This window comes from Micromonospora wenchangensis (assembly GCF_002210435.1).
GTDB lineage: Bacteria > Actinomycetota > Actinomycetes > Mycobacteriales > Micromonosporaceae > Micromonospora > Micromonospora wenchangensis.
This window is the reverse complement of record NZ_MZMV01000077.1, coordinates 1-26,259: the sequence shown is the minus strand read 5'-3', so window position 1 is coordinate 26,259 and position 26,259 is coordinate 1. Positions and strand designations below refer to the sequence as shown.

The 26,259-nt window shown below is 72.5% G+C and carries 24 protein-coding genes; 15 read left to right on the top strand and 9 right to left on the bottom strand.

What is annotated here, in order from left to right:
• The 6 genes from B5D80_RS29185 to rny all read left to right on the top strand — a co-directional run.
• Window positions 1-642: MFS transporter (locus tag B5D80_RS29185; protein WP_144081797.1), on the top strand; the 642-nt coding region annotated here is incomplete at its 5' end.
• Between the two features lie 4 nt (window positions 643-646).
• Window positions 647-847, top strand: coding sequence for a DUF3046 domain-containing protein (locus B5D80_RS29180; protein WP_088647147.1), 201 nt, complete (start codon window positions 647-649; stop codon window positions 845-847).
• 184 nt (window positions 848-1,031) lie between these two features.
• Window positions 1,032-2,078 (top strand): recombinase RecA, encoded by a 1,047-nt coding sequence (recA, locus tag B5D80_RS29175; protein ID WP_088647146.1) that lies wholly within the window; start codon window positions 1,032-1,034, stop codon window positions 2,076-2,078.
• Window positions 2,079-2,092: 14 nt separating this feature from the next.
• A complete protein-coding gene (locus tag B5D80_RS29170; RefSeq protein WP_088647145.1) occupies window positions 2,093-2,806 on the top strand; it encodes a regulatory protein RecX in 714 nt (237 codons plus the stop codon).
• Window positions 2,807-2,808: 2 nt separating this feature from the next.
• Complete coding sequence (locus B5D80_RS29165) at window positions 2,809-3,513, top strand: 3-keto-5-aminohexanoate cleavage protein (RefSeq protein ID WP_088647144.1); 705 nt, start codon at window positions 2,809-2,811, stop codon at window positions 3,511-3,513.
• A 547-nt stretch (window positions 3,514-4,060) separates the two neighbouring features.
• Window positions 4,061-5,827, top strand: a complete 1,767-nt coding sequence (gene rny, locus B5D80_RS29160) for a ribonuclease Y (RefSeq protein ID WP_088647143.1) — start codon at window positions 4,061-4,063, stop codon at window positions 5,825-5,827.
• A 61-nt stretch (window positions 5,828-5,888) separates the two neighbouring features.
• Here rny and B5D80_RS29155 read toward each other — a convergent pair whose 3' ends face one another.
• The 4 genes from B5D80_RS29155 to B5D80_RS29140 are packed head-to-tail and all read right to left on the bottom strand — an operon-like array spanning window position 5,889 to window position 9,292.
• Window positions 5,889-6,857 (bottom strand): amino acid ABC transporter permease, encoded by a 969-nt coding sequence (locus tag B5D80_RS29155; protein WP_088647142.1) that lies wholly within the window; start codon window positions 6,855-6,857, stop codon window positions 5,889-5,891.
• Window positions 6,854-7,561 (bottom strand): amino acid ABC transporter permease, encoded by a 708-nt coding sequence (locus tag B5D80_RS29150; RefSeq protein ID WP_088647141.1) that lies wholly within the window; start codon window positions 7,559-7,561, stop codon window positions 6,854-6,856. Before B5D80_RS29150 ends, B5D80_RS29155 begins: the two co-directional genes overlap by 4 nt.
• Before the next feature lie 39 nt (window positions 7,562-7,600).
• Window positions 7,601-8,479: a glutamate ABC transporter substrate-binding protein gene (locus tag B5D80_RS29145; protein ID WP_088647140.1), complete on the bottom strand. Its 879-nt coding sequence runs from the start codon at window positions 8,477-8,479 to the stop codon at window positions 7,601-7,603.
• Window positions 8,480-8,536: 57 nt separating this feature from the next.
• On the bottom strand, window positions 8,537-9,292 hold the full coding sequence (locus tag B5D80_RS29140; RefSeq protein ID WP_088647139.1) for an amino acid ABC transporter ATP-binding protein: 756 nt from the start codon (window positions 9,290-9,292) through the stop codon (window positions 8,537-8,539).
• Between the two features lie 197 nt (window positions 9,293-9,489).
• Here B5D80_RS29140 and selD point away from each other — a divergent pair, with 197 nt between their 5' ends.
• Together selD and B5D80_RS29130 are read left to right on the top strand one after the other, a co-directional pair.
• Window positions 9,490-10,479, top strand: coding sequence for a selenide, water dikinase SelD (gene selD / locus B5D80_RS29135; RefSeq protein WP_088647138.1), 990 nt, complete (start codon window positions 9,490-9,492; stop codon window positions 10,477-10,479).
• Between the two features lie 203 nt (window positions 10,480-10,682).
• Complete coding sequence (locus tag B5D80_RS29130) at window positions 10,683-11,162, top strand: hypothetical protein (RefSeq protein ID WP_088647137.1); 480 nt, start codon at window positions 10,683-10,685, stop codon at window positions 11,160-11,162.
• A gap of 51 nt (window positions 11,163-11,213) precedes the next feature.
• Here the strand turns inward: B5D80_RS29130 and B5D80_RS29125 are convergent, their stop codons facing one another.
• Window positions 11,214-11,438 (bottom strand): DUF2277 family protein, encoded by a 225-nt coding sequence (locus tag B5D80_RS29125; protein WP_088647136.1) that lies wholly within the window; start codon window positions 11,436-11,438, stop codon window positions 11,214-11,216.
• A 66-nt stretch (window positions 11,439-11,504) separates the two neighbouring features.
• Here B5D80_RS29125 and miaB point away from each other — a divergent pair, with 66 nt between their 5' ends.
• Window positions 11,505-13,019, top strand: coding sequence for a tRNA (N6-isopentenyl adenosine(37)-C2)-methylthiotransferase MiaB (gene miaB / locus B5D80_RS29120; protein ID WP_088647149.1), 1,515 nt, complete (start codon window positions 11,505-11,507; stop codon window positions 13,017-13,019).
• A 44-nt stretch (window positions 13,020-13,063) separates the two neighbouring features.
• On the opposite strand, the gene B5D80_RS29115 is transcribed toward miaB, so the two are convergent.
• The 3 genes from B5D80_RS29115 to B5D80_RS29105 form a co-directional block, all read right to left on the bottom strand.
• Window positions 13,064-14,440 (bottom strand): pectate lyase family protein, encoded by a 1,377-nt coding sequence (locus B5D80_RS29115; protein ID WP_088647135.1) that lies wholly within the window; start codon window positions 14,438-14,440, stop codon window positions 13,064-13,066.
• Between the two features lie 304 nt (window positions 14,441-14,744).
• A complete protein-coding gene (locus tag B5D80_RS29110) occupies window positions 14,745-16,412 on the bottom strand; it encodes a cellulase family glycosylhydrolase (protein ID WP_088647134.1) in 1,668 nt (555 codons plus the stop codon).
• Window positions 16,413-16,817: 405 nt separating this feature from the next.
• Window positions 16,818-18,026 carry a DUF349 domain-containing protein gene (locus tag B5D80_RS29105; protein ID WP_088647133.1) on the bottom strand — a complete coding sequence of 403 codons (1,209 nt, stop codon included), beginning with the start codon at window positions 18,024-18,026 and terminating at the stop codon, window positions 16,818-16,820.
• A 253-nt stretch (window positions 18,027-18,279) separates the two neighbouring features.
• Here B5D80_RS29105 and B5D80_RS29100 point away from each other — a divergent pair, with 253 nt between their 5' ends.
• From B5D80_RS29100 to dapF, 4 genes are all read left to right on the top strand, one after another.
• Window positions 18,280-18,729 carry a hypothetical protein gene (locus B5D80_RS29100; RefSeq protein WP_245855053.1) on the top strand — a complete coding sequence of 150 codons (450 nt, stop codon included), beginning with the start codon at window positions 18,280-18,282 and terminating at the stop codon, window positions 18,727-18,729.
• Between the two features lie 108 nt (window positions 18,730-18,837).
• The gene (locus B5D80_RS29095) at window positions 18,838-19,719 is read left to right on the top strand and encodes a class III extradiol ring-cleavage dioxygenase family protein (RefSeq protein ID WP_245855052.1); all 882 of its coding nucleotides are present in this window, start codon (window positions 18,838-18,840) and stop codon (window positions 19,717-19,719) included.
• Window positions 19,716-20,627 (top strand): tRNA (adenosine(37)-N6)-dimethylallyltransferase MiaA, encoded by a 912-nt coding sequence (miaA, locus tag B5D80_RS29090; RefSeq protein ID WP_088647132.1) that lies wholly within the window; start codon window positions 19,716-19,718, stop codon window positions 20,625-20,627. The genes B5D80_RS29095 and miaA overlap by 4 nt, the downstream gene beginning before the upstream one ends.
• A gap of 7 nt (window positions 20,628-20,634) precedes the next feature.
• A complete protein-coding gene (dapF, locus tag B5D80_RS29085; RefSeq protein ID WP_088647131.1) occupies window positions 20,635-21,468 on the top strand; it encodes a diaminopimelate epimerase in 834 nt (277 codons plus the stop codon).
• A gap of 249 nt (window positions 21,469-21,717) precedes the next feature.
• Here dapF and B5D80_RS29080 read toward each other — a convergent pair whose 3' ends face one another.
• Window positions 21,718-23,190: an NAD-dependent malic enzyme gene (locus B5D80_RS29080; protein ID WP_088647130.1), complete on the bottom strand. Its 1,473-nt coding sequence runs from the start codon at window positions 23,188-23,190 to the stop codon at window positions 21,718-21,720.
• A gap of 175 nt (window positions 23,191-23,365) precedes the next feature.
• On the opposite strand from B5D80_RS29080, the gene hflX reads away from it, so the two are divergent.
• Together hflX and B5D80_RS29070 are read left to right on the top strand one after the other, a co-directional pair.
• The gene (gene hflX / locus B5D80_RS29075) at window positions 23,366-24,817 is read left to right on the top strand and encodes a GTPase HflX (protein WP_088647129.1); all 1,452 of its coding nucleotides are present in this window, start codon (window positions 23,366-23,368) and stop codon (window positions 24,815-24,817) included.
• Between the two features lie 48 nt (window positions 24,818-24,865).
• The coding region (locus B5D80_RS29070) for a hypothetical protein (protein WP_245855050.1) at window positions 24,866-26,259 on the top strand (1,394 nt) is incomplete at its 3' end.

Here is a 26,259-nt window from a genome sequence, read left to right as displayed (position 1 = left end):
ACCCCGGCGGCGACCGCGCCGGGCGCGCGGCGGGCCGGCATGCGGGCGGCCTGGCGGGTGGTGCGCCGCCGGCCGGCGGCCCGGCTGGGCATCGCCGCCGTCGCGGTCGGCCACCTGGTGATGGTCGCGGTGATGGCGATGACCCCGGTACGCCTCGGCGAGTCGCACTCCGACGCGGACGTGCTGCGGGTCGTCGGCATCGTGCTGAGCGTGCACATCGCCGGCATGTACGCGTTCTCGCCTGTGGTGGGCTGGCTCACCGACCGGTGGGGCCGGCGCGCGGTGATCCTCACCGGCGTCGGCACCCTGCTGGCGGCCTGTGCGGTCGCCGGCACCGCCGGGCACCACACGCCGCGCCTCTCGGTCGGCCTGGCCCTGCTCGGGCTGGGCTGGTCGGCGACCATGGTGGCCGGCTCGACGCTGCTGTCCGAGGCGGTGCCGTCCCGGGTGCGCCCCAGCGTGCAGGGGCTCTCCGACCTGACGATGGGGCTGGCCGGGGCGGGCGCGGCGGCGGCCAGCGGGTTTGTCATGCGGGTGGCGGGTTATCCGACCCTGACCCTGCTGGCGGCGATCGCGGTGGTGCCGCTGGTGGCGCTAGCGTTGCGGCGGGTGCCACCGACGGCACCCGACGAGGAGGAGTGATCACGTGCGGCTGACCGACTTCTGGACCCGGTTGGACGAGGCGTTCGGGTCGGGCTACGCGGCCAGCATCGCCAGCGACCAGGTGCTCTCCCAACTCGACGGGCGGACCATCGAGCAGGCCCTCGCGGCCGGCGAGCAGACCCACGTGGTGTGGCGGGCGGTGGTCGCCGCGTACCCCGACCGGGTGCCCGCGCGACTACGCTGAGCTGCCGTCGGACCCCGTCCGCGTGTCGCTTGCCGGCTCGTACACCTGTTCGGCTATTGTCCACAGCGGGGTGCTCGTCCACAGCTCGCGGCCCGTCGGCTGGTTTTCTGTCGGACCCAGCGCCTAGCGTGTCCGCGTGACGCGAAGCTCAGGAAAGACGCCGGCGAAGGCAGGAGTGGCAAACATGGCCGCAGGGCCCGACCGGGAGAAGGCACTCGACCTTGCTCTCGCTCAGATCGACAAGCAGTTCGGCAAGGGGTCGGTGATGCGGCTGGGCGAGCGCCCGGTCGTCCAGACCTCGGTCATCCCGACCGGTTCCATCGCGCTCGACGTGGCGCTCGGCGTGGGTGGCCTGCCCCGGGGCCGGGTCGTCGAGATCTACGGCCCCGAGTCCAGCGGTAAGACCACGGTCGCCCTGCACGCGGTGGCCAACGCCCAGCGGGCCGGCGGCATCGCCGCCTTCGTCGACGCCGAGCACGCGCTCGACCCCGACTACGCCAAGGCGCTCGGTGTCGACACCGACGCCCTGCTGGTCTCCCAGCCGGACACCGGCGAGCAGGCGCTGGAGATCACCGACATGCTGGTCCGCTCCGGCGCGATCGACATCATCGTGATCGACTCGGTGGCGGCCCTGGTGCCGCGCGCCGAGATCGAGGGCGAGATGGGCGACAGCCACGTCGGTCTCCAGGCCCGGCTGATGAGCCAGGCGCTGCGGAAGATCACCGGCGTGCTCAACAACACGGGCACCACGGCGATCTTCATCAACCAGCTCCGCGAGAAGATCGGCGTCATGTTTGGCTCGCCCGAGACGACCACCGGTGGCCGGGCGCTGAAGTTCTACGCCTCGGTCCGGCTCGACGTGCGCCGCATCGAGAGCCTCAAGGACGGCACCGACGTGGTCGGTAACCGCACCCGGGTCAAGGTCGTGAAGAACAAGGTCGCCGCGCCGTTCAAGCAGGCCGAGTTCGACATCATGTACGGCAAGGGCATCTCCCGCGAGGGCTCGCTGATCGACGTCGGCGTCGAGCAGGCGATCATCCGCAAGTCCGGCGCCTGGTACACCTACGACGGTGACCAGCTCGGCCAGGGCAAGGAGAAGGCCCGGGAGTTCATGAAGGAGAACCCGGACGTGGCCGCCGAGATCGAGAAGAAGATCCTGGAGAAGCTCGGGGTCGGGGTCGGCGCGGGTGACGCCGCCGGTGGCCCTGAGCTGCCGCCTGTCGACTTCTGACCGGTCGCCCCCCGATGGCAGGACGACGCGCCCGCACGGGGCGGGGATGGGACGCCTCCCCACCCCGCGCGGGTGCCGACGACCCCTTCCGCACCAACGCCGACGATCCGACCCGGGCCGGTGGCGACCGCCCCCGTCGGGGTCGCCGGGGGCGGGCCGACGAGGACGTGTCGGGGCCGGTCGAGCCGACGCCCCGGGACGAGGGCGAGGTGGCCCGGGAGATCTGCCTGCGGCAGCTCGCGGTGCGCCCGCGTACCCGGGCCGAGCTGGCCGGGGCGCTGGCGAAGAAGGGCATCTCCGACGAGGTGTCCGCCCAGGTGCTCGACCGTTACGACGAGGTCGGCATCATCGACGACGCGGCCTTCGCCCGCGCCTGGGTCTCCAGCCGGCACAACGGTCGCGGGCTGGCCCGCCGCGCCCTCGCCAACGAGCTGCGCCAGCGCGGCGTGGACGGCGAGGTGGCCAGCGAGGCCCTCGGCGAGCTGGACGAGGAGACCGAGGCGCAGACCGCCCGCGCCCTGGTCGACCGGAAGCTGCGGACCGCCCGGGGCGAGCCCGACGCGGTGTTCCGCCGCCTGGTCGGCATGCTCGCCCGCAAGGGTTATCCGCCCGGGGTGGCGATCCGGGCGGTGAAGGACGCCCTGGCCGCCCAGAGCGCCGAGGCGGCCGAGTTCGCCGAGCAGATCGACGCCGACGCGCTGGCCGACGCCGAGGGCGAGCGGGGCTGACCGTGTGGAAGGCGTCCCTCAACGGTGCCCGGCGGCGCGACGAGCATCCCGCCGTGCCGCTGACCGCTGCCGAGTTGGCCGCCGACGCGGTCCGCTGTGCCGAGCTGGGGGTGGCGGCGGTGCACGTCCATCCCCGGGACGCCGACGGTGCCGAGTCGCTGTCCCCGGCGGTGATCGCCGAGGCGGTGACCGCGATCCGCGCCGCCCGGCCGGGGCTGCCGGTGGGGGTGAGCACCGGCGCGTGGATCGCACCGGACCCGGCCGACCGGGTCGCCGCCGTCCGCGCCTGGTCGGTGCTTCCCGACTTCGCCTCGGTCAACGCCCACGAGGACGGCGCCGAGGCGGTCGCGGCGGCCCTGCACGAGCGGGGCGTGCTGGTCGAGGCCGGCCTCTGGACGGTGGACGCGGTCCGTGCCTGGCGCGGCTGGCGGGTTCCGGCCGGGCGGGTCCTGGTCGAGTGCCTGGCCGACGAGCCGGAGCGGGCGCTGGCCGACGCCGCCGACATGCTCGCCCGTCTCGCCCCCGGTGATCCTCCGGTGCTGCTGCACGGCGAGGGGCCGGCCACCTGGCCGGTGCTCCTCGATGCGGTCCGCCGGGGCCTGGACACCCGGATCGGCCTGGAGGACACCCTGCACCTGCCGGACGGCTCACCGGCCCCCGGCAACGCCGCCCTGGCGGGCTGTGCCCGTGCGCTGGGTGCCCGCTGACCCGACCGGTTCCGGCCCCACCAGCACGAATATTTGGGCTTTTTGGGCGACCGTGTCCGGACCCGGATCACCGCTGGGTGACGTTCTCAACTCTCTCCGTTCGGGGGGTTTTGATCATGAGTTCTTGACCGAACGGCCTTCCGCGACCTAGCCTCGCCATACAGGCTCACTTTGCCCGACCAAGCGCAGGCTAAGCGCACAACATAGATCGCGTAACAGAACCGCATCACTTTGGCCAGCTCCACCGGCCTTGACGGTCCCTCCGGACAGCCGGTCCGGAGCCGACCCGACAACTGCACCCGGCTGTCGGCGATGCCGCATGGGCATCGCCGACGGAGAGCTGTACCCACGGCCAGCCGCTCGGTCGGGCGTCCGGAGCCGCAGAGGTGGCGTGCCCGTCGGCACGGTTCCCCTGCGGCGTAGACGTTTGGGGAGGCGCGACCATGGCTGGTCGGCACAGGGACCGGGGGTCCCCAGGAGGTGGTGGCGCGCACGGTCGCGCCGGCACGGTGTTGCGGCCCACCGGCCCGGGTGACGGGACGCCGGCATGAGCACCTTCGACGTGGTGCTCCTGATCGTCGTCGGACTCCTCGCCGTCGTCGTGGTCGGCGTCGTCCTGGTCGGTGTGCGGGCGCTGCGCCGGATCGGCACCGCCCCCGCCCCGGACGATCCCGCCTTCATCGCGGAGAAGGACCGGCAGGAACAGTCGCTGGCCGCGTTGCGCAGCGCCGCCGACGAGGTGAACAGCACCATCGACGTGGCGAAGTCCGCCGCCTCGGCGGCGCGGGCCGAGGCGGCCGGCGCGAAGGCGGAGGCGAAGTCGGCCCGCGCGGAGGCCCGGCGGGTCCTCGACGACGCCCGCGCCGAGGCGGACACCGTCCTGGAACGGGCCCACAAGCAGGCCGAGGCGGACGCCGAGCAGCTCCGGGCCGCCGCCCGGCGCAGCGGTGAGCGTGAGGTGGCGGTGCTCGCCGCGACGACGCGGGAGCAGGCGGCCGAGGTGGAACGCCGGGCCGCCCGGATGGACGAGCGGGAGCGGCTGCACACCGAGGAGGTGGAGCGGCTGGCCGAGCGGGAGCGTCAGCTCACCGCCGCCAGCGCCGCGCTCGCCGAGCGGGAGGCGGCGGTCACCGCCCGGGAGGCCGCCCTGACGGTGGCCGAGGAGCAGCGCCGGCGGGAACTGGAACGCGTCGCCGGGCTCACCGCCGAGTCGGCCCGCACCGAGCTGATCGAGGCGATCGAGACGCAGGCGAAGCGGGAGGCGGCGCTGCTGGTGCGGGACATCGAGTCCGACGCCCGCAGCACCGCCGAGCAGCGCGCCCGGCACATCGTGGTGGACGCCATCCAGCGGGTGGCCAGCGAGCAGACCGCGGAGAGCGTGGTCAGCGTGCTGCACCTGCCGGGGGACGAGATGAAGGGGCGGATCATCGGCCGGGAGGGGCGCAACATCCGCGCCTTCGAGTCGGTGACCGGGGTCAACCTGATCATCGACGACACCCCGGAGGCGGTGCTGCTGTCCTGCTTCGACCCGGTGCGCCGCGAGGTCGGCCGGCTCACCCTGGAGAAGCTGGTCCTCGACGGGCGCATCCACCCGCACCGGATCGAGGAGGTGCACGACCTGGCCCGCCAGGAGGTGGAGGAGCTGTGCCACCGGGCCGCCGAGGACGCCCTGGTCGAGGTGGGCATCACCGAGATCCACCCGGAGCTGGTCACCCTGCTCGGCCGGCTGCGCTACCGCACGTCGTACGGGCAGAACGTGCTCAAGCACCTGGTGGAGACCGCGCACATCGCCGGGATCATGGCCGCCGAACTGCGGTTGGACGTGCCGACGATCAAGCGGTCGGCGTTCCTGCACGACATCGGGAAGGCGCTCACCCACGAGGTGGAGGGCAGTCACGCCATCATCGGCGCCGACCTGGCCCGCAAGTACGGCGAGAGCGAGGACGTGGTGCACGCCATCGAGGCGCACCACAACGAGGTACCGCCGCAGACCATCGAGGCGGTCCTCACCCAGGCCTCCGACGCCTGCTCGGGCGGGCGGCCGGGGGCCCGGCGGGAGAGCCTGGAGGCGTACGTCAAGCGGCTGGAGCGGATCGAGGAGATCGCCGCCGGCAAGCTCGGCGTGGAGAAGGTGTTCGCGATGCAGGCGGGCCGGGAGATCCGGGTGATGGTCAAGCCGGACGACGTCGACGACATCGGCGCGGCGGTCCTCGCCCGGGACGTGGCCAAGCAGATCGAGGAGGAGCTGACCTACCCGGGTCAGATCCGGGTGACAGTGGTCCGCGAGTCCCGGGTCACCGAGATCGCCCGCTGACCCCGTACGACCGCGAGGGCCGGCCCGGATCTCCGGGCCGGCCCTCGTCGCGTGGGATGGTTCAGTTGCCGCCCGTGCCCTCGGCCTGGGAGGCGAGCACGGTGGGCGGGGCCTGCGGGGCCGGCGTGCCTGCCGACTTGCGCCCGCGGGACAGCCGCCGCTGGACGAACTGGGCCAGCTTCGACAGCGAGTAGTTGGCCAGGATGAACAGCGCGGCGATCACCACGTAGACCTGGATCGGGTTGTCCAGCACGCCGATGATCTGCTTGCCGATGTTGAGGGTCTCCTCGTAGCTGATGATGAAGCCCAGCGAGGTGTCCTTGAGCACCACGACGAGCTGGCTGATCAGCGCCGGCAGCATGATCCGGAACGCCTGGGGGAGCAGGATCATCCGGGTGGTCTGTGCGGGGGAGAGGCCGATCGCGGCGGCGGCCTCGGCCTGCCCGCCGGGCAGCCCCTCCATGCCGGAGCGGAGGATCTCGGCGATGACCACGGAGTTGTAGACGGTCAGGCCGATGACCAGGTACCACAGCGTGTCGAAGGAGATGCCGAACTCGGGGAAACCCCGGGCCACGAAGAAGATGGTGAGCACCACCGGCAGGCCCCGGAACACCTCGACGCAGACCCGGGTGACCGCCGAGAGGGTGACGCTGAGCCCGCGCAGCAGGTAGGCCACCGGGGTGGCCATCCCGGTGAAGCGTCGCCGGGTGAGGCTCTTGAGCTGGATGCGCAGCACCGCGAGCAGGGTGCCGACCACCAGCGAGGCGACGATGGCCAGCGCGGCGGCGGTGAGGGTGTTCTTCAGGCCGAGGCCGATCCGGTCCCACACCTGGGAGAAGTTCTCGTTGGAGGGGTCGACCAGCGGCCCCCACAGCTCCATCGAGAACTGGCCCTTGTCGTCGAGCGGCCGGTAGATCAGGAAGTACGCGCCGACGGCCAGCAGCACGGTGGCGACGACGCTGCTGATCAGGGTGATCCGGCGCTGGCGCGGGCCGGGGACGTCGTACAGGACGCTGGTCTGCTGACTCATCGGGCCACCGCCTGTCGCTTCTCCAGCCGGTCGAGCAGTGCGCCGAGCGGCACGGTCATGATCAGGTAGCCGATCGAGATGCCGATGGCGACCGGGATGAAGGCGTAGCCCTCGGCGGAGGTGAGCTGGTCGGCGGTCTGGGACAGGTCGCCGACCACGCCGAAGAAGCCGATCAGCGCCGAGTTCTTGATCATGGCGATGATCACCGAGCCGAGCGGCACCACCGACGCCTTCCAGGACTGCGGCAGCACCACGTGCCGCAGGTTCTGGCCGAAGGTCAGGCCGAGCGACCGGGCGGCCTCGGCCTGGCCCGGCGGCACCGCGTTGACCCCGGAGCGCAGCGCCTCACAGACGAACGCGGCGGTGTAGAGCACCAGGGCGATCAGCGCGAAGCGGAAGTACGGCAGGTCGGTGCCGAGCCGGGAGAACAGCGAATCCAGCACGGGGACGCGCAGGAAGTCGGCGTTGGAGCCGAGCGCCGGCAGGCCGAAGGCGGCGAAGAACATCACCACCGTCAACGGCATGTTCCGGAAGACGTTGACGTACGCGGTGCCGACGGCGCGCAGCGGCGGCACCGGCGAGATGCGCAGCACCGCCACGACGGCGCCCAGGATCAGGGCGCCGATCGCGGCGAGCACGCAGATCTGGAGGGTGAGCCAGAAACCACCCGCGAAGACGTCGAACTTGTCGATGAGCACACTCACGGGCCGGTGTTCCTCCCCACCCTCCAGATCGAGGTCAGATCAGTAACGGTTGACGGTGGGCGCGCTGCCCAGCTCCGCGCCGAACTTGCCGGCGGTGTCGTCCCACGCCTTCTTCCAGGCGCCGTCGTTGAACGCCTTCTCCAACGTGTCGTTGATGAAGTTGCGGAAGTCGGTGTCCTCCTTCTTCACCCCGATGCCGTACGGCTCCTTGGTGAAGTTGTCACCGGCCAGCTTGAACGACGCCTCGTCCTTGGCGACGTAGCCGAGCAGGATCACGTTGTCGGTGGTGACGGCGTTGACCTGACCGCCCTTGAGGGCGTCGCGGCACTTGTCGTAGGTGTCGAAGAGCACCAGCTGGGTGGCGACGTCCTTGACGTACTTCTTGATCTCCTCGGCCGGGGTGGACCCGGTCACCGAGCAGACCTTCTTGGTGCCGTCCTTGAAGGAATCCGGACCGGTGATGGTGGTGTCGTCCTTCTTGACCAGGATGTTCTGGCCGGCCTCGTAGTACGGCCCCGCGAAGGCGATCCGCTCCTTGCGCTTGTCGTTGATCGTGTACGTCGCCGCGACCAGGTCGACGGTGCCGTTGACGATGACGTCCTCACGGACCTTCGACGGCGTCTCGACGTACTCGATCTTGTCCTCGGGGATGCCCAGCTCCTTGACGATGAGCTTGGCGATCTCGACGTCGAAGCCCTCCGGCTTGCCCGAGAGGCCCTTCTGGCCGAAGCCGGGCTGGTCGAACTTGGTGCCGACCTTGATCTTCTGCGCCTTGTTGAGCTTCTCCATGGTGCTGCCGGCGGCGAAGGACTTGCTGCCGGCGCCGGTGCCCTCGTCGGCGTCGTCGCCACCGCAGGCGGCCAGGCCGAGCGCCAGAGTAGCCGCCGCGGCGACTGCCGCCACGCGCTTCATACGCATACTGAACTCCTTCTTCGTCGGAATGCACCGGTGACCGGCGCGCTCCACTACGGACGCCTAGTGCGTGAGGATCTTGGAGAGGAAGTCCCGGGCCCGCTCGCTGCGCGGGTTGGCGAAGAACTCCGTCGGCGGGGCGTCCTCGACGAGCTGCCCGTCGGCCATGAAGATCACCCGGTTGGCGGCGTGCCGGGCGAAGCCCATCTCGTGGGTCACCACCACCATGGTCATGCCCTCGCTCGCCAGCGAGGTCATCACGTCGAGCACCTCGCCGACCATCTCCGGGTCGAGCGCGCTGGTCGGCTCGTCGAAGAGCATCGCCTTGGGCTGCATGGCCAGCGCGCGGGCGATCGCCGCCCGCTGCTGCTGGCCGCCGGAGAGCTGGGCCGGGTACTTGTCGGCCTGGTTGGCGATGCCGACCCGGTCGAGCAGGGCCAGGCCGCGCTCGCGGGCGGCGGCCGGCTTCTCCTTGCGGACCTTTACCGGCCCGAGGGTGACGTTCTCCAGGATGGTCTTGTGGGCGAAGAGGTTGAACGACTGGAAGACCATGCCGACCTCGCTGCGCAGCTTCGCCAGCGCCCGCCCCTCGGCCGGCAGCGGCCGGCCGTCGAAGGTGATCGTCCCGTGGTTGATCGGCTCCAGCCGGTTGATCGTCCGGCAGAGCGTCGACTTGCCCGAGCCGGACGGCCCGATCACCACCACGACCTCGCCCTTGCCCACCGAGAGTGACACGTCGTCGAGCACGTGCAGGGGGCCGAACCACTTGTTGACCTTGTCCAGCACGATCAGCGGTTCGCCGGTCGCCACGTCGTCCACCGTCCCTGTCGTCGTACCGGAAAGCGGGGTCGGTCGACCCCCGGTTGGGCCACTGTAGGCGGGGCGGCGTGGCGGATCGCAACTCAACGGGTCACGGAGAGGTAACACCGGTGTCGGGTGTACGCGGACGTCCGAATTCCGTCACTCCGACGGGCCGTCAGGTGGCGGTGCGGAGGGGTGACGGAGATCATGGGGGGATGACCGACCGGGTCCGCCTGACCGAGTACGCGCGTGGTGGCGGCTGCGCCTGCAAGATCCCGCCGGGCGAGCTGGAGGCGATGGTCGCCGGCCTCGGACCGGCCACCGGCACCGCCGAACTGCTGGTCGGCCTGGACCACGGCGACGACGCCGCGGTGGTCCGGCTGGACGCGCGGACCGGCCTGGTCACCACCGCCGACTTCTTCACCCCGGTCGTCGACGACGCCTACGACTGGGGGCGCATCGCCGCCGCGAACGCCCTGTCCGACGTGTACGCCATGGGCGGCACCCCGCTGGTCGCCATCAACCTGCTCTGCTGGCCCCGGGACACCCTCCCGCTGGAGCTGGCCCGGGAGGTGCTGCGCGGCGGGCAGGACGTGGCCCGGGAGGCCGGCTGCCACCTGGCCGGCGGGCACAGCGTCGACGACGACGGCCCCAAGTACGGGCTGGCCGTGACCGGGCTGGTCCGCCCCGACGAGCTGATCACCCTGGACGCCGGACGGGCCGGGCTGCCGCTGTCGCTGACCAAGCCGCTCGGCGTCGGGGTGCTGAACACCAGGCACAAGGCCACCGGCGAGGTCTCCGCCGAGGCGGTGGCGTCGATGACCACGCTCAACCGGGACGCGGCCCGCGCCGCCGTCGCGGCCGGCATCCGCTGCGGCACCGACGTGACCGGTTTCGGGCTGCTCGGGCACGCCTCGAAGCTGGCCCGCGCCAGTGGCCTGACGGTGGCGATCGACGCCGCCCGGGTGCCCTACCTGCCCGGTGCCCGCCAGGCGGTGCGCGACGGGCACGTCAGCGGCGGCACCCGGCGCAACCTGGACTGGGTGGGCCCGTGGACCGGGTTCGGGTCGACAGGGGAGGCCGACCGGCTGCTGCTGGCCGACGCGCAGACCTCGGGTGGGCTGCTGCTGGCCGGCGAGGTGCCCGGCGGCACGGTGATCGGTGAGCTGCTGCCCCGGGGTGGGTCGATGGTCGTCGTCCGCTGACCCGCCGTCCGACCGGCCCGGCCGGGGCACCGTACCCGATAAACTGTCGTTTTCCCGCTACTCGGCGCAGCGGGGTACCAGGAAATTTTGCCCGGAATGGTCACAGACCGGTAACTTGCCCCCGGCTGAGGTCATATGCCCCCCACCATCGTCAGTAAGGCCCGATCCGGAGGCCGGTGGGACGAACGCAGCGAGGAGGCGGCATGACCGAGCTGTGGAACTGGAGAATCGACGGGGCCGCACCCGTGGAGGTGTACCCGGCGCTGGCCGAGGCGCTCGGCCGGGTGGTGATGCCCCTGGCCGTGGCGGACCCGGCCCGGCTGCCCACGTACGCGGTGATCTGCGACGTCTGGGAGGCCCCGGGGGAGTTCGGGACGATAGTCGACTGCTACGGCGTACCCGAGTCGCTGCCCGAGCTGAGCGCGGTAGCCGCGCTGGCCCGGCTGCTCGACCGGGACTGCCTGCTGGCCGACGACACCCTCGACGCCGGCCGGCACCTGCTGGTCGCCCCGGACGGCACGATCCGCCCGGTGCACTTCGAGGTCACCGAGACCGACGACGGCGAGGTGCTCTCCGCCCGCCGGCTCTGCACCCTGGCGCACCCGGGCTGCCGGGGCTGGTCGCGGTGCTGCCGGTCGCGGTGGGAACCGGACTCGGTCAACCCGGCCCTCGCCGCCGCCTGACCGCCCCGCCCGACCCGGGCCCGCGCTGCGGTCCGGGCCGGTGAGCCGGGGTCAGTGGGCGGTCGGGCGGGTGCCGCGGACCTGCAACTGGTCCAGCAGGGTCGCGGTGGCGGCGGTGACCGCCTGCACCGCCGCCTCGAACGCCGCCGCGTTGTGCGCCGCCGGGGCCCGGAAACCGGACACCTTCCGGACGTACTGCAACGCCGCCGCCTCGATGTCGGCCGGCGTGACCGTCGGGACGTACGGCTCGCGCAGGGTCTTGATGCTCCGGCACATGGTTCCTCCTCGTCGGGGTCTTCCCGGTCGGCCCGGGTCGGTCGGCCCGGATACGCTGTGCACGTCATGACTACCGCAGCCGCGGGCAGCCCGCGCACCTACCAGGTGCGCACGTACGGCTGCCAGATGAACGTGCACGACTCCGAGCGCATCTCCGGCCTGCTGGAACAGGCCGGTTACGTGCGGCTCGCCGAGGCCGACGACAACCCGGACGTGGTGGTGTTCAACACCTGCGCCGTCCGGGAGAACGCCGACAACCGGCTCTACGGCAACCTCGGTCACCTGCGCCCCGTGAAGGACCGGCACCCGGGGATGCAGATCGCCGTCGGCGGCTGCCTGGCCCAGAAGGACCGCGGCGACATCGTCCGCAAGGCCCCCTGGGTGGACGTGGTGTTCGGCACGCACAACATCGGCTCGCTGCCGGTGCTGCTGGAACGGGCCCGGCACAACACCGCCGCCGAGGTGGAGATCCTCGAATCCCTCGACGTCTTCCCGTCCACCCTGCCGACCCGGCGCGAGTCGACGTACGCCGGCTGGGTGTCGATCTCGGTGGGCTGCAACAACACCTGCACGTTCTGCATCGTGCCCTCGCTGCGCGGCAGGGAGAAGGACCGCCGCCCCGGCGACATCCTGGCCGAAGTGCGCGCGCTGGTCGCCGAGGGCGTGCTGGAGGTGACCCTGCTCGGGCAGAACGTCAACTCCTACGGCGTCGAGTTCGGCGACCGGTACGCCTTCGGCAAGCTGCTGCGCGCGACAGGTGAGATCGACGGGTTGGAACGGGTCCGGTTCACCAGCCCGCACCCGAAGGACTTCACCGACGACGTGATCGCCGCGATGGCCGAGACACCCAACGTCTGCCACTCGCTGCACATGCCGTTGCAGTCCGGCTCGGACGACGTGCTGAAGGCGATGCGCCGCTCGTACCGGTCGGAGAAGTACCTCGGCATCATCGAGAAGGTCCGCGCGGCGATGCCCGACGCGGCGATCACCACCGACATCATCGTCGGCTTCCCCGGCGAGACGGAGGCGGACTTCGAGCGGACCCTCGACGTGGTCCGCGCGGCCCGGTTCTCGTCGGCGTTCACCTTCCAGTACTCCAAGCGCCCCGGCACCCCGGCCGCGACCATGGACGGCCAACTGCCCAAGCAGGTCGTGCAGGAACGCTACGAACGGCTGATCGCCTGCGTCGAGGAGATCACCTGGGCGGAGAACAAGCGCCTGGTCGGCGAGACCGTCGAGGTGCTGGTGGCCGTCGGCGAGGGCCGCAAGGACGACCGCACCGGCCGGCTCTCCGGCCGGGCCCGCGACGGCCGGCTGGTGCACTTCGCCACCGGCGCGCCCGGTGAGCCGGGTGCGGCCGGCACCGTCCGGCCGGGCGACATCGTGCACACCACCGTCACCTACGCCGCCCCGCACCACCTCAACGCCGACGGCGCGCCGCTGGCGCACCGCCGCACCCGGGCCGGGGACGCCGCCGAGGCGGGCCGCGCCCCGCGTACCCCCGGGGTGTTGCTCGGGTTGCCCACGGTCGGTGCGCCGGCCGCGTCGCCCGCGCCGACGACCGGCTGCGCCGCGCACTGATCCCGGCCGGGGCCCGCCACCGGCGGACCCCGACCGGTGCCCGGTCAGACCGAGATCCGGCCCGCGCCGGCGCCCGCCGTCACGATGGACTTCACGCTGCTCGCGCTGTCCAGGGTGTACGGGTACGGGATGCCGGCGACGCTGCCGCCGGTCTGCCCGGCGGGCGAGTTGACGAAGTGGTTGTTGCGGGCCACCAGGCTGCCCGGCCCGGAGTCGGCCTCGCCGAGGTGGTAGGTGTCCTTGACGTTCTCGAAGTAGTTGCCCTCGACGAGCACGCCGGCGCTCATCGTGGAGGCCACGCCGTAGCCGGCGTTGTTGTAGTAGTAGTTGTTGTAGACGTGCACCGGGTTGCCGAAGCGGACCCGGGGGTTGCGCTGCTTGCTGCCGTCGTACCAGTTGTGGTGGTAGGTCACCCGCAGGTGGCCGATGTCCTGGCCGCCGTTGTCGTCGCTGTGCCCGAGCAGCATCGTCTTGTCGTGGCTGTAGACCCGGTTCCAGGAGACGGTCACGAAGTCCGAGCCGCGCTTGATGTCGACGGTGCCGTCGTAGCCGTTGCTGAACGTGTTGTGGTCGATCCAGATGTTGGTGGCCGAACTCTCCACGTTGACCGCGTCGTCGCTCCAGTTGCGGAACGTCAGGTTCCGGATGATCACGTTGCGGTCGCCGTTGACGGTGAAGCCGCAGCCGACGATGGTCGCCCCGGCGTTGCCGAGCACCGTCTTGTTGGAGCGGACCCGCAGCATGCCCGAGCAGTTGATGGTGCCGGAGACCCGGATCACCGCCGCGCCGGTGGCGTTCAACGCGCTGGTCAGCGCCGAGGCGGTGGTGACGGTCGTGGCGGCCGCGCTGCCGCCGCCGGTGGTGCCGCCGTTCTGGGTAGCCCAGCCGACCAGGCCGGTCTGCGGCACGCTGGGCGGCGGGGTGGTCGCCGGTGGGGTGGTGGGCGGGGGCGTCGTCGGCGGGGGTGTGGCCGACGGTGGGGTGGTCGGCGCACCGGTGGGGGCGGTGCTTCCGGTGCAGGTCACCCCGTTGAGGGTAAAGCTGGTCGGCGCCGGGTTGGTGGAGTTGTTCCAGGTGCCGTTGAAGCCGAACGAGACGCTGCCGCTGGTCGGCACGCTCCCGTTGTAGCCGACGTTGGTGGCGGTCACCGTGCTGCCGCTCTGGGTCACGGTGGCGTTCCAGGCGTCACTGACCGTCTGTCCGGCCGAGTACGACCAGCGCAGGCTCCAGCTCGACAGCGGGTCGCCGAGGTTGGTGACGGTGACGTTGCCGGTGAAGCCGCCCTGCCACTGCCCGCCGAGGGTGTAGCTGACCGCGCAGCCGGTGGCGGCGTGGGCGGCGACGGCGGTGAGCGTGCCGGTGGCGAGCAGGGCGACGGTGGTGGCGGCGATCAGCGTCGTACGACGCCGAGGTGTGCGCATGCTGCGTCCCTTTCGGGTGGGACAGGCGACCGTCGACGGGGGAGCCGCCGGTGGGTGCCGCGCCCGTCGGCACCGGTGACTCGCCGCGTTCGCCGATCGGCCCCTGCCGGGGGGTCAGGTCGGTACGAGGTGGCTCCCGTGTGGTGCGCCCGCGGCCCGGACAAGCGCTTTCCCGAGCAAAGCATAGACGGCAGCGGATGTAAATCGGCGTGCCGGCCACCTCCCGGCAGTGCCGCAACGGCCGGCGGGCCGCCGGTCGACGGACGTGTCGACAGGCGGCCCGCCGGGTGCGGACGGGACCGGCTCAGCAGGCGGTGCCCTTCAGCTTCACCGAGGCCGGCGCGGCGGCCGTACCGTTGGCGGTGAAGCCCACGGTGATCGACGCGCCCGCCGCCAGTGACGGCGCGTAGCTCGGCCCGGCGGCGGTCACCGTCGTGCCGGACTGGGTGACCGTGGCGTTCCAGCCGTTGACCAGGGTGACCCCGGTCGGCCAGGTCCAGGTCACCGACCACGGGTTCACCGCCGACGAACTGGTGTTCTTGACGGTCAGCTCGCCCTGGAAGCCACCCTGCCAGGCGTTGACCTGCTTGTAGGTGGCGGTGCAGCCACCCGCCGGCGGGGGCGTGGTGGTGGGCGGCGGGGGCGTCGTGGTCGGCGGCGGCGGGGTCGTGGTCGGCGGCACCGGGGTGGTGGTCGGCGGCTTCGGCGTCGGGGTGCCCGTCGGGTCGGCCCCACCGGCCACCGGCGGGATCAGGTACGGCTGGAGGATCGCCTGCTTGGCGGTGTTGATGTTGGTCCAGTCGTCGAGCGCGATGCCACCCGTGTCACCCGAGTTGGGGTTCCACGACCAGTAGGTGAAGGACATCCCGTTGACGCCGGTGCCGGTGTAGGCCATCAGCTTCTCCAGCCACACCTTGTCCCGGGGGTCGGCCAGGGTGCTGCCGAACTCGCCCATCATGATCGGGGCGATGTTCTGCTTGTAGAGGTAACCCCAGTAGCGGTCCCAGACCGCCGGCAGGTTCGCCGGGAAGTCGGCCGCCTTGAACCACTCCTGCTCGTAGACGCTGGTGGCGTACTCGTGCGGCGAGTAGACCAGCCGGTTCGCCACGTTCAGCCGGACCGGGAACTGCCCGGCCTTGGACAGGTTGCCGCCCCACCAGCCGCAGTCCTCGTCGTTGCTGGTGTCGTTGTCCCAGACGTTCGACAGGCCGCCGCTGGGGCAGCTCACCCCCTCCACGAAGATCAGCCAGTTCGGCTGCACCCCGAGGATGGCGTTACCGGCCCGCTCGGCGGCCAGCCGCCAGTCCCGGGTGGTGTCGCCGCAGCCCCAGCAGGCGCCGGTCGCGGCCGGGTTGGTGCCCTCGGCGTGCGGCTCGTTGTGCAGGTCCGCGCCGATCACCGTGGTGTTGCCGGCGTACCGCTGGGCCAGCATCTTCCAGTCGTTGAGCCAGGTCGCCTCGGAGACCGTCGAGGTGTACCAGAGCGGCGACTGACCGGCCGACGTCGGCCGGTGCCGGTCCAGGATGACCCGCATGCCCTTGCTGCCCGCGTAGTCGATCACCTTGTCGAGGATCTGCAACGGGGAGAGCCCGACCAGGTCCGGGTTGACGAAGTCGTTGATCCCGGTGGCGGTCGCGCCCGGCTTCACCGAGTCGTTCGAGTACGGGATGCGCAGCGTGTTGTAGCCCAGGCTGGCCATCTTGTCGAGCTGCCCACGCCACGGGTTGTTCGACCACAGGCCGTGGAACGTGCGGTTGTCGGTCTCCATGCCGAACCAGTTGATGCCGGTCAGCCGTACCGTCGCACCGGTGCTGTCGACGATCTTGTTGCCGCTGGTGTGCAGGTAGCCGGTGCCGGTGCCGCCGACGGCGGCGGCGGCCGGGGTGGTGCTGACGGCGGCGGCGACGAACACGCCTGCCGCAGCGGTGGCGAGCGCGGTGAGCGCGGCGCCGAGAGTGCGGGGTCGGTACATGCGGGCTCCACTTCGGATGCCCGGCGTCGCGACGGCGACGCGGGGCGGAAAACCGGGGGAAACGCCGGCCGCCGCCGTCCGTCCCGCTCGTCACGGGATACGCGGACAGTGCGCGACGTGCCGGGTCACGTGGACACGGCCACTCGCTGCGGTGCACCGGCGACTCCCGACGACGGTGTCCGTCGTCGGTGCCCTCGCGCCGGTGGGATCGACCTGGCTCTGCCGCCCATTCTGATCAGCCGCTCTCGATGCGTCAACCGCAGGTCGCGGCGGCCCCCGCCGGCCGGGCCGTTCCGGCCGGCCGCCAGCTCCCCGCACGGCCCCCGGACACGCGCGAGCCCCCGGTCCCTTCACCCGGGACCGGGGGCTCGCGCGTGTCACCGGCCGGCACGTGCCGGCCGGGGGTCAGCCGGCCTGTTCGGCGAGCTGGAGGAACTGCCGCTTGGAGGCGAGCGCCTGCTCGGCCTCCCTGACCCGGCGGGCGTCCCCGGCGGCCTGGGCGCGGGCGAGCCGCTCCTCGGCCTCGGCGACCTGCGCCCGCATCTGGGCCAGCAGCGGGTTGTCCTCCTTGGTGGTCCGCCGCCAGGCCGAGTCCATCACCTCGCGGACCTTGTCGTCGACGGCACGCAGCCGCCGCTCCAGGCCGGCGGCGGCCTCCCGGGGCACCCGGCCCGCCTCGTGCCACTGGGCCTGGATGTCGCGCAGCTTCGCCTGGGCGCCCTTGGGGTCGCCGTCGACGTCCAGCGCCTCGGCCTCGGCCAGCAGCGCCTGCTTGCGCTCCAGGTTGGCCCGCTGCTCGTTGTCCCGGGCCGAGAAGACCTCACTGCGCCGGCTGAAGAAGGCGTCCTGGGCGGCGCGGAACCGTTCCCAGAGCTTCTGCTCCGACTCCTTGGAGGCGCGCGGGGCGGCCTTCCACTGGTTCATCAGCTCCTTGAGCTGGTTGGCGGTGGCCGCCCAGTCGGTGGAGTCGGAGAGCTTCTCGGCCTCGGCGACCAGCTCCTCCTTGACCGTGTGCGCCTGCTTGCGCTGCTGGTCGAGGGAGGCGAAGTGGGCGCCCCGACGCCTGGTGAAGCCGTCCCGGGCGGCGGCGAACCGCTTCCACAGCTCACCGTCGGCCTTCTTGTCGACCCCCCGGATGGTCTTCCACTCGTCGAGGATCTCCTTGAGCCGGTCGCCGGCGGTCTTCCAGCCGGTCGACTCGGCGGCCAGCTTCTCGGCCTCCTCGACCAGGGCGGTCTTGCGGGCGAGCGCCTCACCCCGGGCGGCCTCCCGGGCGGCGCGGGCCTCGCCGGCCTTCTCCTCGGCGAGCACGGCGAGCTTGTCCAGGCGCGCGGCGAGGGCGTCGATGTCCCCCACGACGTGGGCCTCGGCCAGCGAGGCGCGGATCCGCCGGACGGTGCTCAGCGAACCCCCCGCGTCGGCGGCGCCCGAGTTGAGCCGGGCCTCGGTGAGGTCCACCTCGGTGACCAGGTCGGCGAAGCGGCGGGCGAAGTGGGCCAGCCCCTCCTCGGGCGCGCCCGCCTGCCAGGAACCGACCACCCGCTCGCCCTCGCTGGTCTTCACGTACACGGTGCCGTCCGCGTCCACCCGTCCGAAGGCAGTCCAGTCGCTCATGTGCCCATCCTCGTTCTCCCGGCGTCGTCGGGAAACCCCCCGCGATCGCCGCCACGGCGCAGCCAACTTGCTCCCGGCATTGTCACAGGTCCGCCCCCGTCCGCGTCGAGCGCCTGTCTCTGACCGTGACCATATGGTGTCCTAGCACCCACACACAGGCTCCGTGGGGGGAGTGTCGCAATCCGCCGTACGGTGTACGGTAGGCCGTACAGAAAGCTGCCGCCCGTGCCGCGGGCGGGCGAGGAGGAGCAGGATGACCCAGTCCCACACCCGGATGACGCCCCCGGCCGACCCCGGGTTCGTGCCCGACGCCGCCGATCTCGCCGAGCTGGACGAGTGGTTCCGCCAGTACGACGCCCTGGCCGGGGCGGGCGACGTGGCCGGCACCGCCGACCTGGCGATGTTCCCGCTGAACACGGTCACCGACGACGTGGCCGGCGAGGGCTCGGCCCGCCAGCTCGACCGGGCGGCCTACCTGGAGATGATGGGCGGCGTCCTCGGCGGCGGGGGCGACCTGCGGATGGAGAGCCGCCGCACGCCCTACTTCCTCACTCGCAGCCTGGCCGTGGTGCTCACCGAGGCCGAGTTCACCATCGACGGCCGACCTCAGCGGGTGCGCTACGCCGACCTGCTGGTCCGCACCGGCGGGCAGTGGCGGTTCCAGACCATGGTCCAGGGCGGCTGGGGCGGCCAGGCCGGCTGACCGCCGACCCCGGGCCGACCACCCGCATGCCCGCCCCCGCGCCGCACCCGGGCATGCCCGACGGCGGGGTGGGCGGAGCGGGCGGTGCCCGGCCGCTACCGTTGCCTGGTGCCACTGCTCGCCGCCGCCGTCTGCCCGCACCCGCCGCTGATCGTGCCGGAGCTGGCCGGGGCCGCCGCGCCCGAGTTGGCGGAGCTGCGTGACGCCTGCGCCGCCGCCGTCGCCGCCCTCTACGCGGCCGGGGCGTACACCGTCGTGCTGGTCGGTGCCGGTGAGCGCACCACCGAACTGGCGCTGCCCCGTCGGGGCAGCTTCGCCCCCTGGGGGCTGCCCCTCACGGTCGGTCTCGCAACGGCCGGCGGTGACCCGGTGCCGCCGTCGGGCGACAGCGGTGACCCGGTGCCGCCGTCGGGCGGCGTCGAGCCGGTGTCGCCACCGGCCGACGACGAGCCGCTGCCGTTGAGTCTGCTGGTCGGGGCCTGGCTGGTCGACCGGACCGCCCCGCCGGCACCGACCGCCTGGCGGCTGGTGAGCGTCGCGTCGGACGAGCCGGCCGACCGGTGCGCCGCCCTCGGGGCCGGGCTGCGGGTGGACGGGCCCTGGGCCCTGCTGGTGCTCGGTGACGGGTCGGCCTGCCACGGCCCGAAAGCGCCGGGCTACGACGACCCGCGCGCCGGGGCGTACGACGAGGGGGTCGCCCGTGCCCTCGCCGACGCGGACGCCGACGCGCTGCTCGGCCTGGACCCGGAGCTGTCGGCGCAGCTCAGGGTCGCCGGTCGGCCGGCCTGGCAGGTGCTGGCCGGGGCGGTCCGCACGGCCGGCGGCGACTGGCACGGCGAACTGCGCCACCACGGCGTCCCCTACGGCGTCGGCTACCTGGTGGCCTCCTGGACCCGGACGGACCCGACCGGCCCGACCGGCCCGACCGGCCCGGACGGGACGCCGGCGGGTGACACCGGGACGGCGGCGGCGGGCGGTGTGACGCGGTGAGCGGCACGGTCGTCGCCGTGGTCGGGCCGACCGCGGCGGGCAAGTCGGCGCTGAGCATCGCCCTCGCGCACGCCCTCGGCGGTGAGGTGGTCAACGCCGACTCGATGCAGCTCTACCGGGGTATGGACATCGGCACCGCCAAGCTCACCCCCGCCGAACGCGACGGGGTGCCGCACCACCTGCTGGACATCTGGCCGGTCACCGAGCCGGCCAGCGTCGCCGAGTACCAGCGGCTGGCCCGCGCGGCGGTCGACGACATCCTGGCCCGGGGGCGGGTGCCGCTGCTCGTCGGCGGCTCCGGCCTGTACGTGCGGGCGGTGCTCGAACAGTTCGAGTTCCCCGGCACCGACCCGGCGGTACGCGAACGGCTGGAGGCGGAACTGGCGCAGCTCGGCCCGGCCCCGCTGTACGCCCGGCTGGCCGGGGCGGACCCGACGGCGGCGGCGGGCATCCTGCCCGGCAACGGCCGACGCATCGTCCGGGCGCTGGAGGTGATCGAGCTGACCGGGGCGCCGTTCACCGCCTCGCTGCCCGACCCGACCCCGTACTACCCGGCGGTGCAGCTCGGCGTCGACCTGGACACCGCGCTGCTCGACGAGCGGATCGCGGCGCGGGTCGACCGGATGTGGGCCGACGGGCTGGTCGCCGAGGTCCGCGCACTGCTCGAACGGGGCCTGGCCGAAGGCCGGACGGCCAGCCGGGCGCTCGGCTACCAGCAGGTGCTGCGGTTCCTGGCCGGGGAGACCGACGAGGCGCAGGCACGGGACGAGACGATCCGGGCCACCCGCCGGTTCGTCCGCAGGCAACGCTCCTGGTTCCGCCGTGACCAGCGCATCCACTGGCTGGACCCGACCGCCCCGACGTTTGTCGAGACTGCCCTGCGGGTGGTCGCCGGGCATCGGCGATGATGGGGGCGTGGAGTTCACCAAGGGCCACGGCACCGGCAACGACTTCGTCGTCCTGCCCGACCCGGACGGCACCCTCGACCTGACCCCCGGCCTGGTCGCCGCGCTCTGCGACCGGCGGCGCGGCCTCGGCGGCGACGGCGTGCTGCGGGTCGTCCGCGCGGCGAAACACCCCGACGGGGTCGCCCTCGCCGGCGAGGCCGAATGGTTCATGGACTACTGGAACTCCGACGGCTCGTTCGCCGAGATGTGCGGCAACGGGGCCCGGGTCTTCGTCCGCTACCTGCTGGCGACCGGGCTGGCCACCCCGACTGGCGGAACCCTGCCGGTGGCGACCCGCGCCGGCCTCGTCCGGGCCCGGGTCGACGGCGACACCATCGCCGTCGAGATGCGCCGTCCCCGGCTGTACGACGCCTCCAGTGCCGTCCTCGGCGGGCTGACCCTGCCCGGCACGGCGGTGGACGTCGGCAACCCGCACCTGGTCTGCGCCCTGCCGGCCGGCATCGACCTGGCCGACCTGGACCTGACCCGCGCACCCGAATTCGACCCCCGGGTCTTCCCGCACGGGGTGAACGTCGAGTTCACCGCCCCCGCCGACCCGGTCGACGGCACTGACGACCACGTCCTGATGCGGGTCTACGAGCGTGGCTCGGCCGAGACCCTGTCCTGCGGCACCGGCGCCTGCGCGGTCGCCGCCGTGGCGCTGCGCGACGCCACCCGGGACACCGGCGTCGTGGCGGTGGACGTCCCCGGTGGCCGGCTCACGGTCACGGTGACCGCCGACTCCTGCTGGCTCGCCGGCCCCGCCGTCCTGGTCGCCACCGGCACCCTCACCCTCCCCTGACCGCCGCCCTTCCCGCCGCGCCCCGCTCTGCCTCGCCCCGCTCCGCGTCGTTGATCAAGAAGTTTGCGTCAACATCCCGCAGGCGGATGACGCAAACCTCTTGATCACCCGGCCCTGTCGGGGTGGCGCACGGTGATCAAGAGGTTTACGTCACCGGCTGCCGGAATGGTGACGCAAACCTCTTGATCACCGGGGCGAGCCGGGTTGGGCCGGGGGCGGGGCGCGGACGGGGAGAGGAGGGCCCAGGGGTCAGGGGGTGGCGCTGGCGGTGGCGGCGATCTCGGGGAGGTCGGCGGGGCCCGGGTCGGCGGCCGGCGGCGGGGTGACGGCCGGGTTCTGGGCGGCGGCCCGGACGGCGGCGGCGACCGCCGGGGCGACCCGGGAGTCGAAGACGCTCGGCACGATGACCGTCGGATTGATCTTGTCCTCGCCGACCACGTCGGCGATGGCGCGGGCCGCCGCGATCGCCATCTCCTCGGTGAACTCCTCGGCGTGCGCGTCGAGCATGCCGCGGAACACCCCGGGGAAGGCGAGCACGTTGTTGATCTGGTTCGGCTGGTCCGAGCGGCCGGTGGCGACGATCGCGGCGTGCTTGCGGGCCTCCCGGGGGTCGACCTCCGGGTCGGGGTTGGCCAGCGCGAAGACGATCGCGTCCTTGGCCATGGTGGCGATGTCGTCACCGGTGAGCAGGTTGGGGGCGCTCACCCCGATGAAGACGTCCGCGCCCCGGACCGCGCCGGCCAGGTCGCCGGAGTAGTTGTCCCGGTTGGTGTTCTCGGCCAGCCATTGCCAGGCCGGGTTGAGGCCGGGCAGGTCGCGGTGCAGCGCGCCCTGCCGGTCGTACGCGATGATGTCGCCGACGCCCTGGCGCAGCAGCAGCTTCATGATCGCGGTGCCGGCCGCGCCGGCCCCGGAGACGACCACCCGGACGTCGGCGAGCTGCTTGCCCACCACGCGCAGCGCGTTGGTCAGCGCGGCCAGCACGCAGATCGCGGTGCCGTGCTGGTCGTCGTGGAAGACCGGGATGTCGAGGGCCTCACGCAGCCGGGCCTCGATCTCGAAGCAGCGCGGCGCGGCGATGTCCTCCAGGTTGATCCCGCCGTACGCGGGGGCGATCGCCTTGACGATCGTCACGATCTCGTCGGTGTCCTGGGTGTCGAGGACCACCGGCCAGGCGTCCACCCCGCCGAACCGCTTGAACAGCGCCGCCTTGCCCTCCATCACCGGCAGCGACGCCGCCGGGCCGAGGTTGCCCAGACCGAGCACGGCCGAGCCGTCACTGACCACGGCGACCGTGTTGCGCTTGATGGTGAGCCGGCGGGCGTCCGCCGGGTTCTCCGCGATCGCCATGCAGACCCGGGCCACCCCCGGGGTGTACGCCCGGGACAGCTCGTCACGGGTCCGCAGCCCGACCTTGGAGTGCACCTCGATCTTGCCGCCGAGGTGCAGCAGGAACGTCCGGTCGGAGACCTTGCGCACGTCCACCCCGTCGAGGGCGGTGAGCGCCTCGACGACCTGGTCGGCGTGGCCGGCGTCGGCGGTGTCGCAGGTGAGGTCCACGATCACGTGGGTCGGGTCGGAGTCGACCACGTCCAGCGCGGTGACGATCGCGCCGGCCTCACCGACCGACGTGGTGAGCCGGCCGATCGAGGAGGCGTCCGCGGGGACCGCGATCCGGATCGTGATCGAGAATCCGGCACTCGGCAGTCGGGTGATGGCCACGGAAATACCTCCGTCGTCGCTGGCGGCTCGTCAGCATTTCTACTCGCCCGCCGGGCCACGGCGGCAGCCGGCCCCGCGTTCGGCGACCTGCACCACGGGCATATAGCAGTCGCGCCCGGCGTTGACCCATGTCAGGATTACTCGGTACATGCACAGAACGGACAGGAGTCGCAGCTTGCGAGACCAGGAGACCCACACCCCCTACTCGGACGACGACCTCGACGCCACGACCGGCGAGTACGAGCTGTCGGAGCGGCAGGCGTTGCGGCGGGTCCCCGGCCTCTCCACCGAGCTGACCGACATCACCGAGGTCGAGTACCGCCAGCTCCGGCTGGAGCGGGTCGTCCTCGTCGGCGTCTGGACCGAGGGCACCCAGAGCGACGCCGACAATTCGCTGACCGAGCTGGCCGCCCTGGCCGAGACCGCCGGTTCACAGGTGCTCGAAGGGCTCATCCAGCGCCGCAGCCGCCCCGACCCGGCCACCTACGTCGGCCGGGGCAAGGTCGACGACCTGACCGGCGTGGTGCTCTCCACCGGCGCCGACACGGTGATCTGCGACGGTGAGCTGTCCCCGTCCCAGCTACGGAACCTGGAACAGCGCACCAAGGTCAAGGTCGTCGACCGCACCGCGCTGATCCTCGACATCTTCGCCCAGCACGCCAAGAGCAAGGAGGGCAAGGCGCAGGTCGAGCTGGCCCAGCTCGAATACCTGCTGCCCCGGCTGCGTGGTTGGGGTGAGACGCTCTCCCGGCAGACCGGTGGTTCCGGGCGCGGCGGCGGCGCCGGCGGCGGCGTGGGCCTGCGCGGCCCCGGTGAGACCAAGCTGGAGACCGACCGGCGGCGCATCCGGCACCGCATCGCCCGGCTGCGCCGGGAGATCAAGGGCATGAAGACGGTACGCCAGACCAAGCGTGCCCGCCGTTCCCGCAACGCCGTTCCCGCCGTGGCCATCGCCGGTTACACCAACGCCGGCAAGTCGAGCCTGCTCAACCGGCTCACCGGTGCGGGCGTACTGGTGGAGAACGCGCTCTTCGCCACCCTGGACCCGACCACCCGCCGGGCCACCACCTCGGACGGGCGGCTCTACACGCTCTCCGACACGGTGGGTTTCGTCAGGCACCTGCCGCACCAGATCGTCGAGGCGTTCCGCTCGACGCTGGAGGAGGTCGCCGAGGCCGACCTGGTGGTGCACGTGGTCGACGGCACGCACCCCGACCCGGAGGAACAGGTCCGGGCGGTCCGCGAGGTGCTCTCCGAGGTCGGTGCCGACCGGCTGCCCGAGCTGCTGGTGGTGAACAAGACCGACGCCACCGACGAGGAGACCCTGCTGCGGCTCAAGCGGCTCTGGCCGGACGCGGTCCTGGTGTCCGCGCACAGCGGGCGCGGCATCGACGCGCTGCGCCAGGAGATCGAGCAGCGGCTGCCCCGCCCGGCGGTCGAGGTCCGCGCGGTGCTGCCGTACGACCGGGGTGACCTGGTTGCCCGGCTGCACCGGCAGGGTGAGGTGCTCAGCACCTCCCACCTGCCCGAGGGCACGCTCCTGCACGTCCGGGTGGGGGAGGCGCTGGCCGCCGAGCTGACGCCGTTCGTGGCGGCGGGTGACCCGGCGGTGGCCGGCAGTCGGTGAGCGCTCCGGTGTGACCTGAGGTTCATCGCGGCATGCGACACTGACGCCATGCGCCGCGCTGTCTCCTCGGTCACGGTTGCCCTCGCCCTGTTCGGCGCGGCCGTGGCACCCGCTGCTGCCGCCGGGGCGGCACCGGTCTCCGCCGCCCCCGCCGGGGTGGCCCCGCCCGTCACCGGCGCGGGGCCGCTGGCCGTCGGGGCGGGTCCGCTCGCGGCGGCTGCGGGCAAGAAGAAGTGCACGATCACCGACGAGCGGCTGCGCGAGTTGTCCGGTCTGGTCGCCACGAAGACCGGCTACATCGTGATCAACGACGGCACCCTCCAGGAGAGCCGCAAGCGGGTCTTCTTCCTGGACACCAAGTGCAAGATCGCCAAGGAGCCGGTGAAGTACTCCGGTGACGGCCCCTTCGACACCGAGGACCTGGCCCTCTCACCCGACGGCAAGACCCTCTGGATCGCCGACACCGGCGACAATGTCACCAGCAGGGAACGGCGTACCCGGGTCGCGGTCTGGACGATGCCGGTCACCGGGTCGAAGCAGCCGGTGCTGCACCGGCTGTCGTACCCGGAACGCAAGCCGCACGACGCCGAGGCGCTGCTGATCGGCGCGGACGGCCTGCCCCTGGTGATCACCAAGGTGCCCAGCGGCAAGGCGGAGATCTTCACGCCGGAGGCCAAGCTCGACCCCGACGGCAACGCCGAGCCGGTGCCGATGAAGAAGGTCGGCGAGATCACTCTGCCCAAGACCACCACCGACAATCCGCTGAACATCATCGGCCGGGTGGCGATCACCGGGGCGGCCCGTTCGCCCGACGGCAGCCGGGTGGTGTTGCGCACCTACGCCGACGCCTTCGAGTACGACGTCAGCGGCGACGACATCGTGGCCGCGCTGACCACCGGCAAGCCCCGGGTCACCCCGCTGGCCGACCCGTTCGGCGAGGCCATCTCGTACACCCCCGACGGCACCGGGTTCGTCACCGTCTCCGACGGTGGGGAACTCGCCCCGGAGGATCCGATCGACATCCTCGGCTACACGCCGTCGACCAAGGGCGCCGAGCCGGTCGAGGGCGCGGCGGGGGCCAAGCCGGCGGCCGAGAAGTCCTGGTACGACAACCTGAGCCTGGACCAGATCACCTACCTGATCGGTGCGGTCGGTGTGATCGGCGCGCTCCTGGTCGGGGCCGGCATCGTCGGGATCGTCAGGTCCCGGCGGCGGGCCGCGACGGCCGGCGACGACCCCGACGACCCCGACGACGACGTGTTCACCTCCGGCGCGGTCTCCCGGGCCGAGGGGCCGGCGGCAGGCGACGGTCCGCACGCTGCCGAGCCGGTCGTGGACCGGCCGCGCGGTGGCGGGGTCTACGGTGCTCCGGCGGCGGCCGGCGGCGCGCCCGCCCGGCCGGCCGGCGGCGCGGTCTACGGCGGTGGCCGGCCCCCGGCCGG

Coding starts and splice junctions, on each gene's coding strand:
- recA (WP_088647146.1), top strand. CDS start 1,032: ATGGCCGCAGGGCCCGACCGGGAGAAGGCACTCGACCTTGCTCTCGCT.
- B5D80_RS29170 (WP_088647145.1), top strand. CDS start 2,093: ATGGCAGGACGACGCGCCCGCACGGGGCGGGGATGGGACGCCTCCCCA.
- rny (WP_088647143.1), top strand. CDS start 4,061: ATGAGCACCTTCGACGTGGTGCTCCTGATCGTCGTCGGACTCCTCGCC.
- B5D80_RS29155 (WP_088647142.1), bottom strand. CDS start 6,857: ATGAGTCAGCAGACCAGCGTCCTGTACGACGTCCCCGGCCCGCGCCAG.
- B5D80_RS29145 (WP_088647140.1), bottom strand. CDS start 8,479: ATGCGTATGAAGCGCGTGGCGGCAGTCGCCGCGGCGGCTACTCTGGCG.
- selD (WP_088647138.1), top strand. CDS start 9,490: ATGACCGACCGGGTCCGCCTGACCGAGTACGCGCGTGGTGGCGGCTGC.
- B5D80_RS29130 (WP_088647137.1), top strand. CDS start 10,683: ATGACCGAGCTGTGGAACTGGAGAATCGACGGGGCCGCACCCGTGGAG.
- B5D80_RS29125 (WP_088647136.1), bottom strand. CDS start 11,438: ATGTGCCGGAGCATCAAGACCCTGCGCGAGCCGTACGTCCCGACGGTC.
- miaB (WP_088647149.1), top strand. CDS start 11,505: ATGACTACCGCAGCCGCGGGCAGCCCGCGCACCTACCAGGTGCGCACG.
- B5D80_RS29115 (WP_088647135.1), bottom strand. CDS start 14,440: ATGCGCACACCTCGGCGTCGTACGACGCTGATCGCCGCCACCACCGTC.
- B5D80_RS29110 (WP_088647134.1), bottom strand. CDS start 16,412: ATGTACCGACCCCGCACTCTCGGCGCCGCGCTCACCGCGCTCGCCACC.
- B5D80_RS29105 (WP_088647133.1), bottom strand. CDS start 18,026: ATGAGCGACTGGACTGCCTTCGGACGGGTGGACGCGGACGGCACCGTG.
- B5D80_RS29100 (WP_245855053.1), top strand. CDS start 18,280: ATGACCCAGTCCCACACCCGGATGACGCCCCCGGCCGACCCCGGGTTC.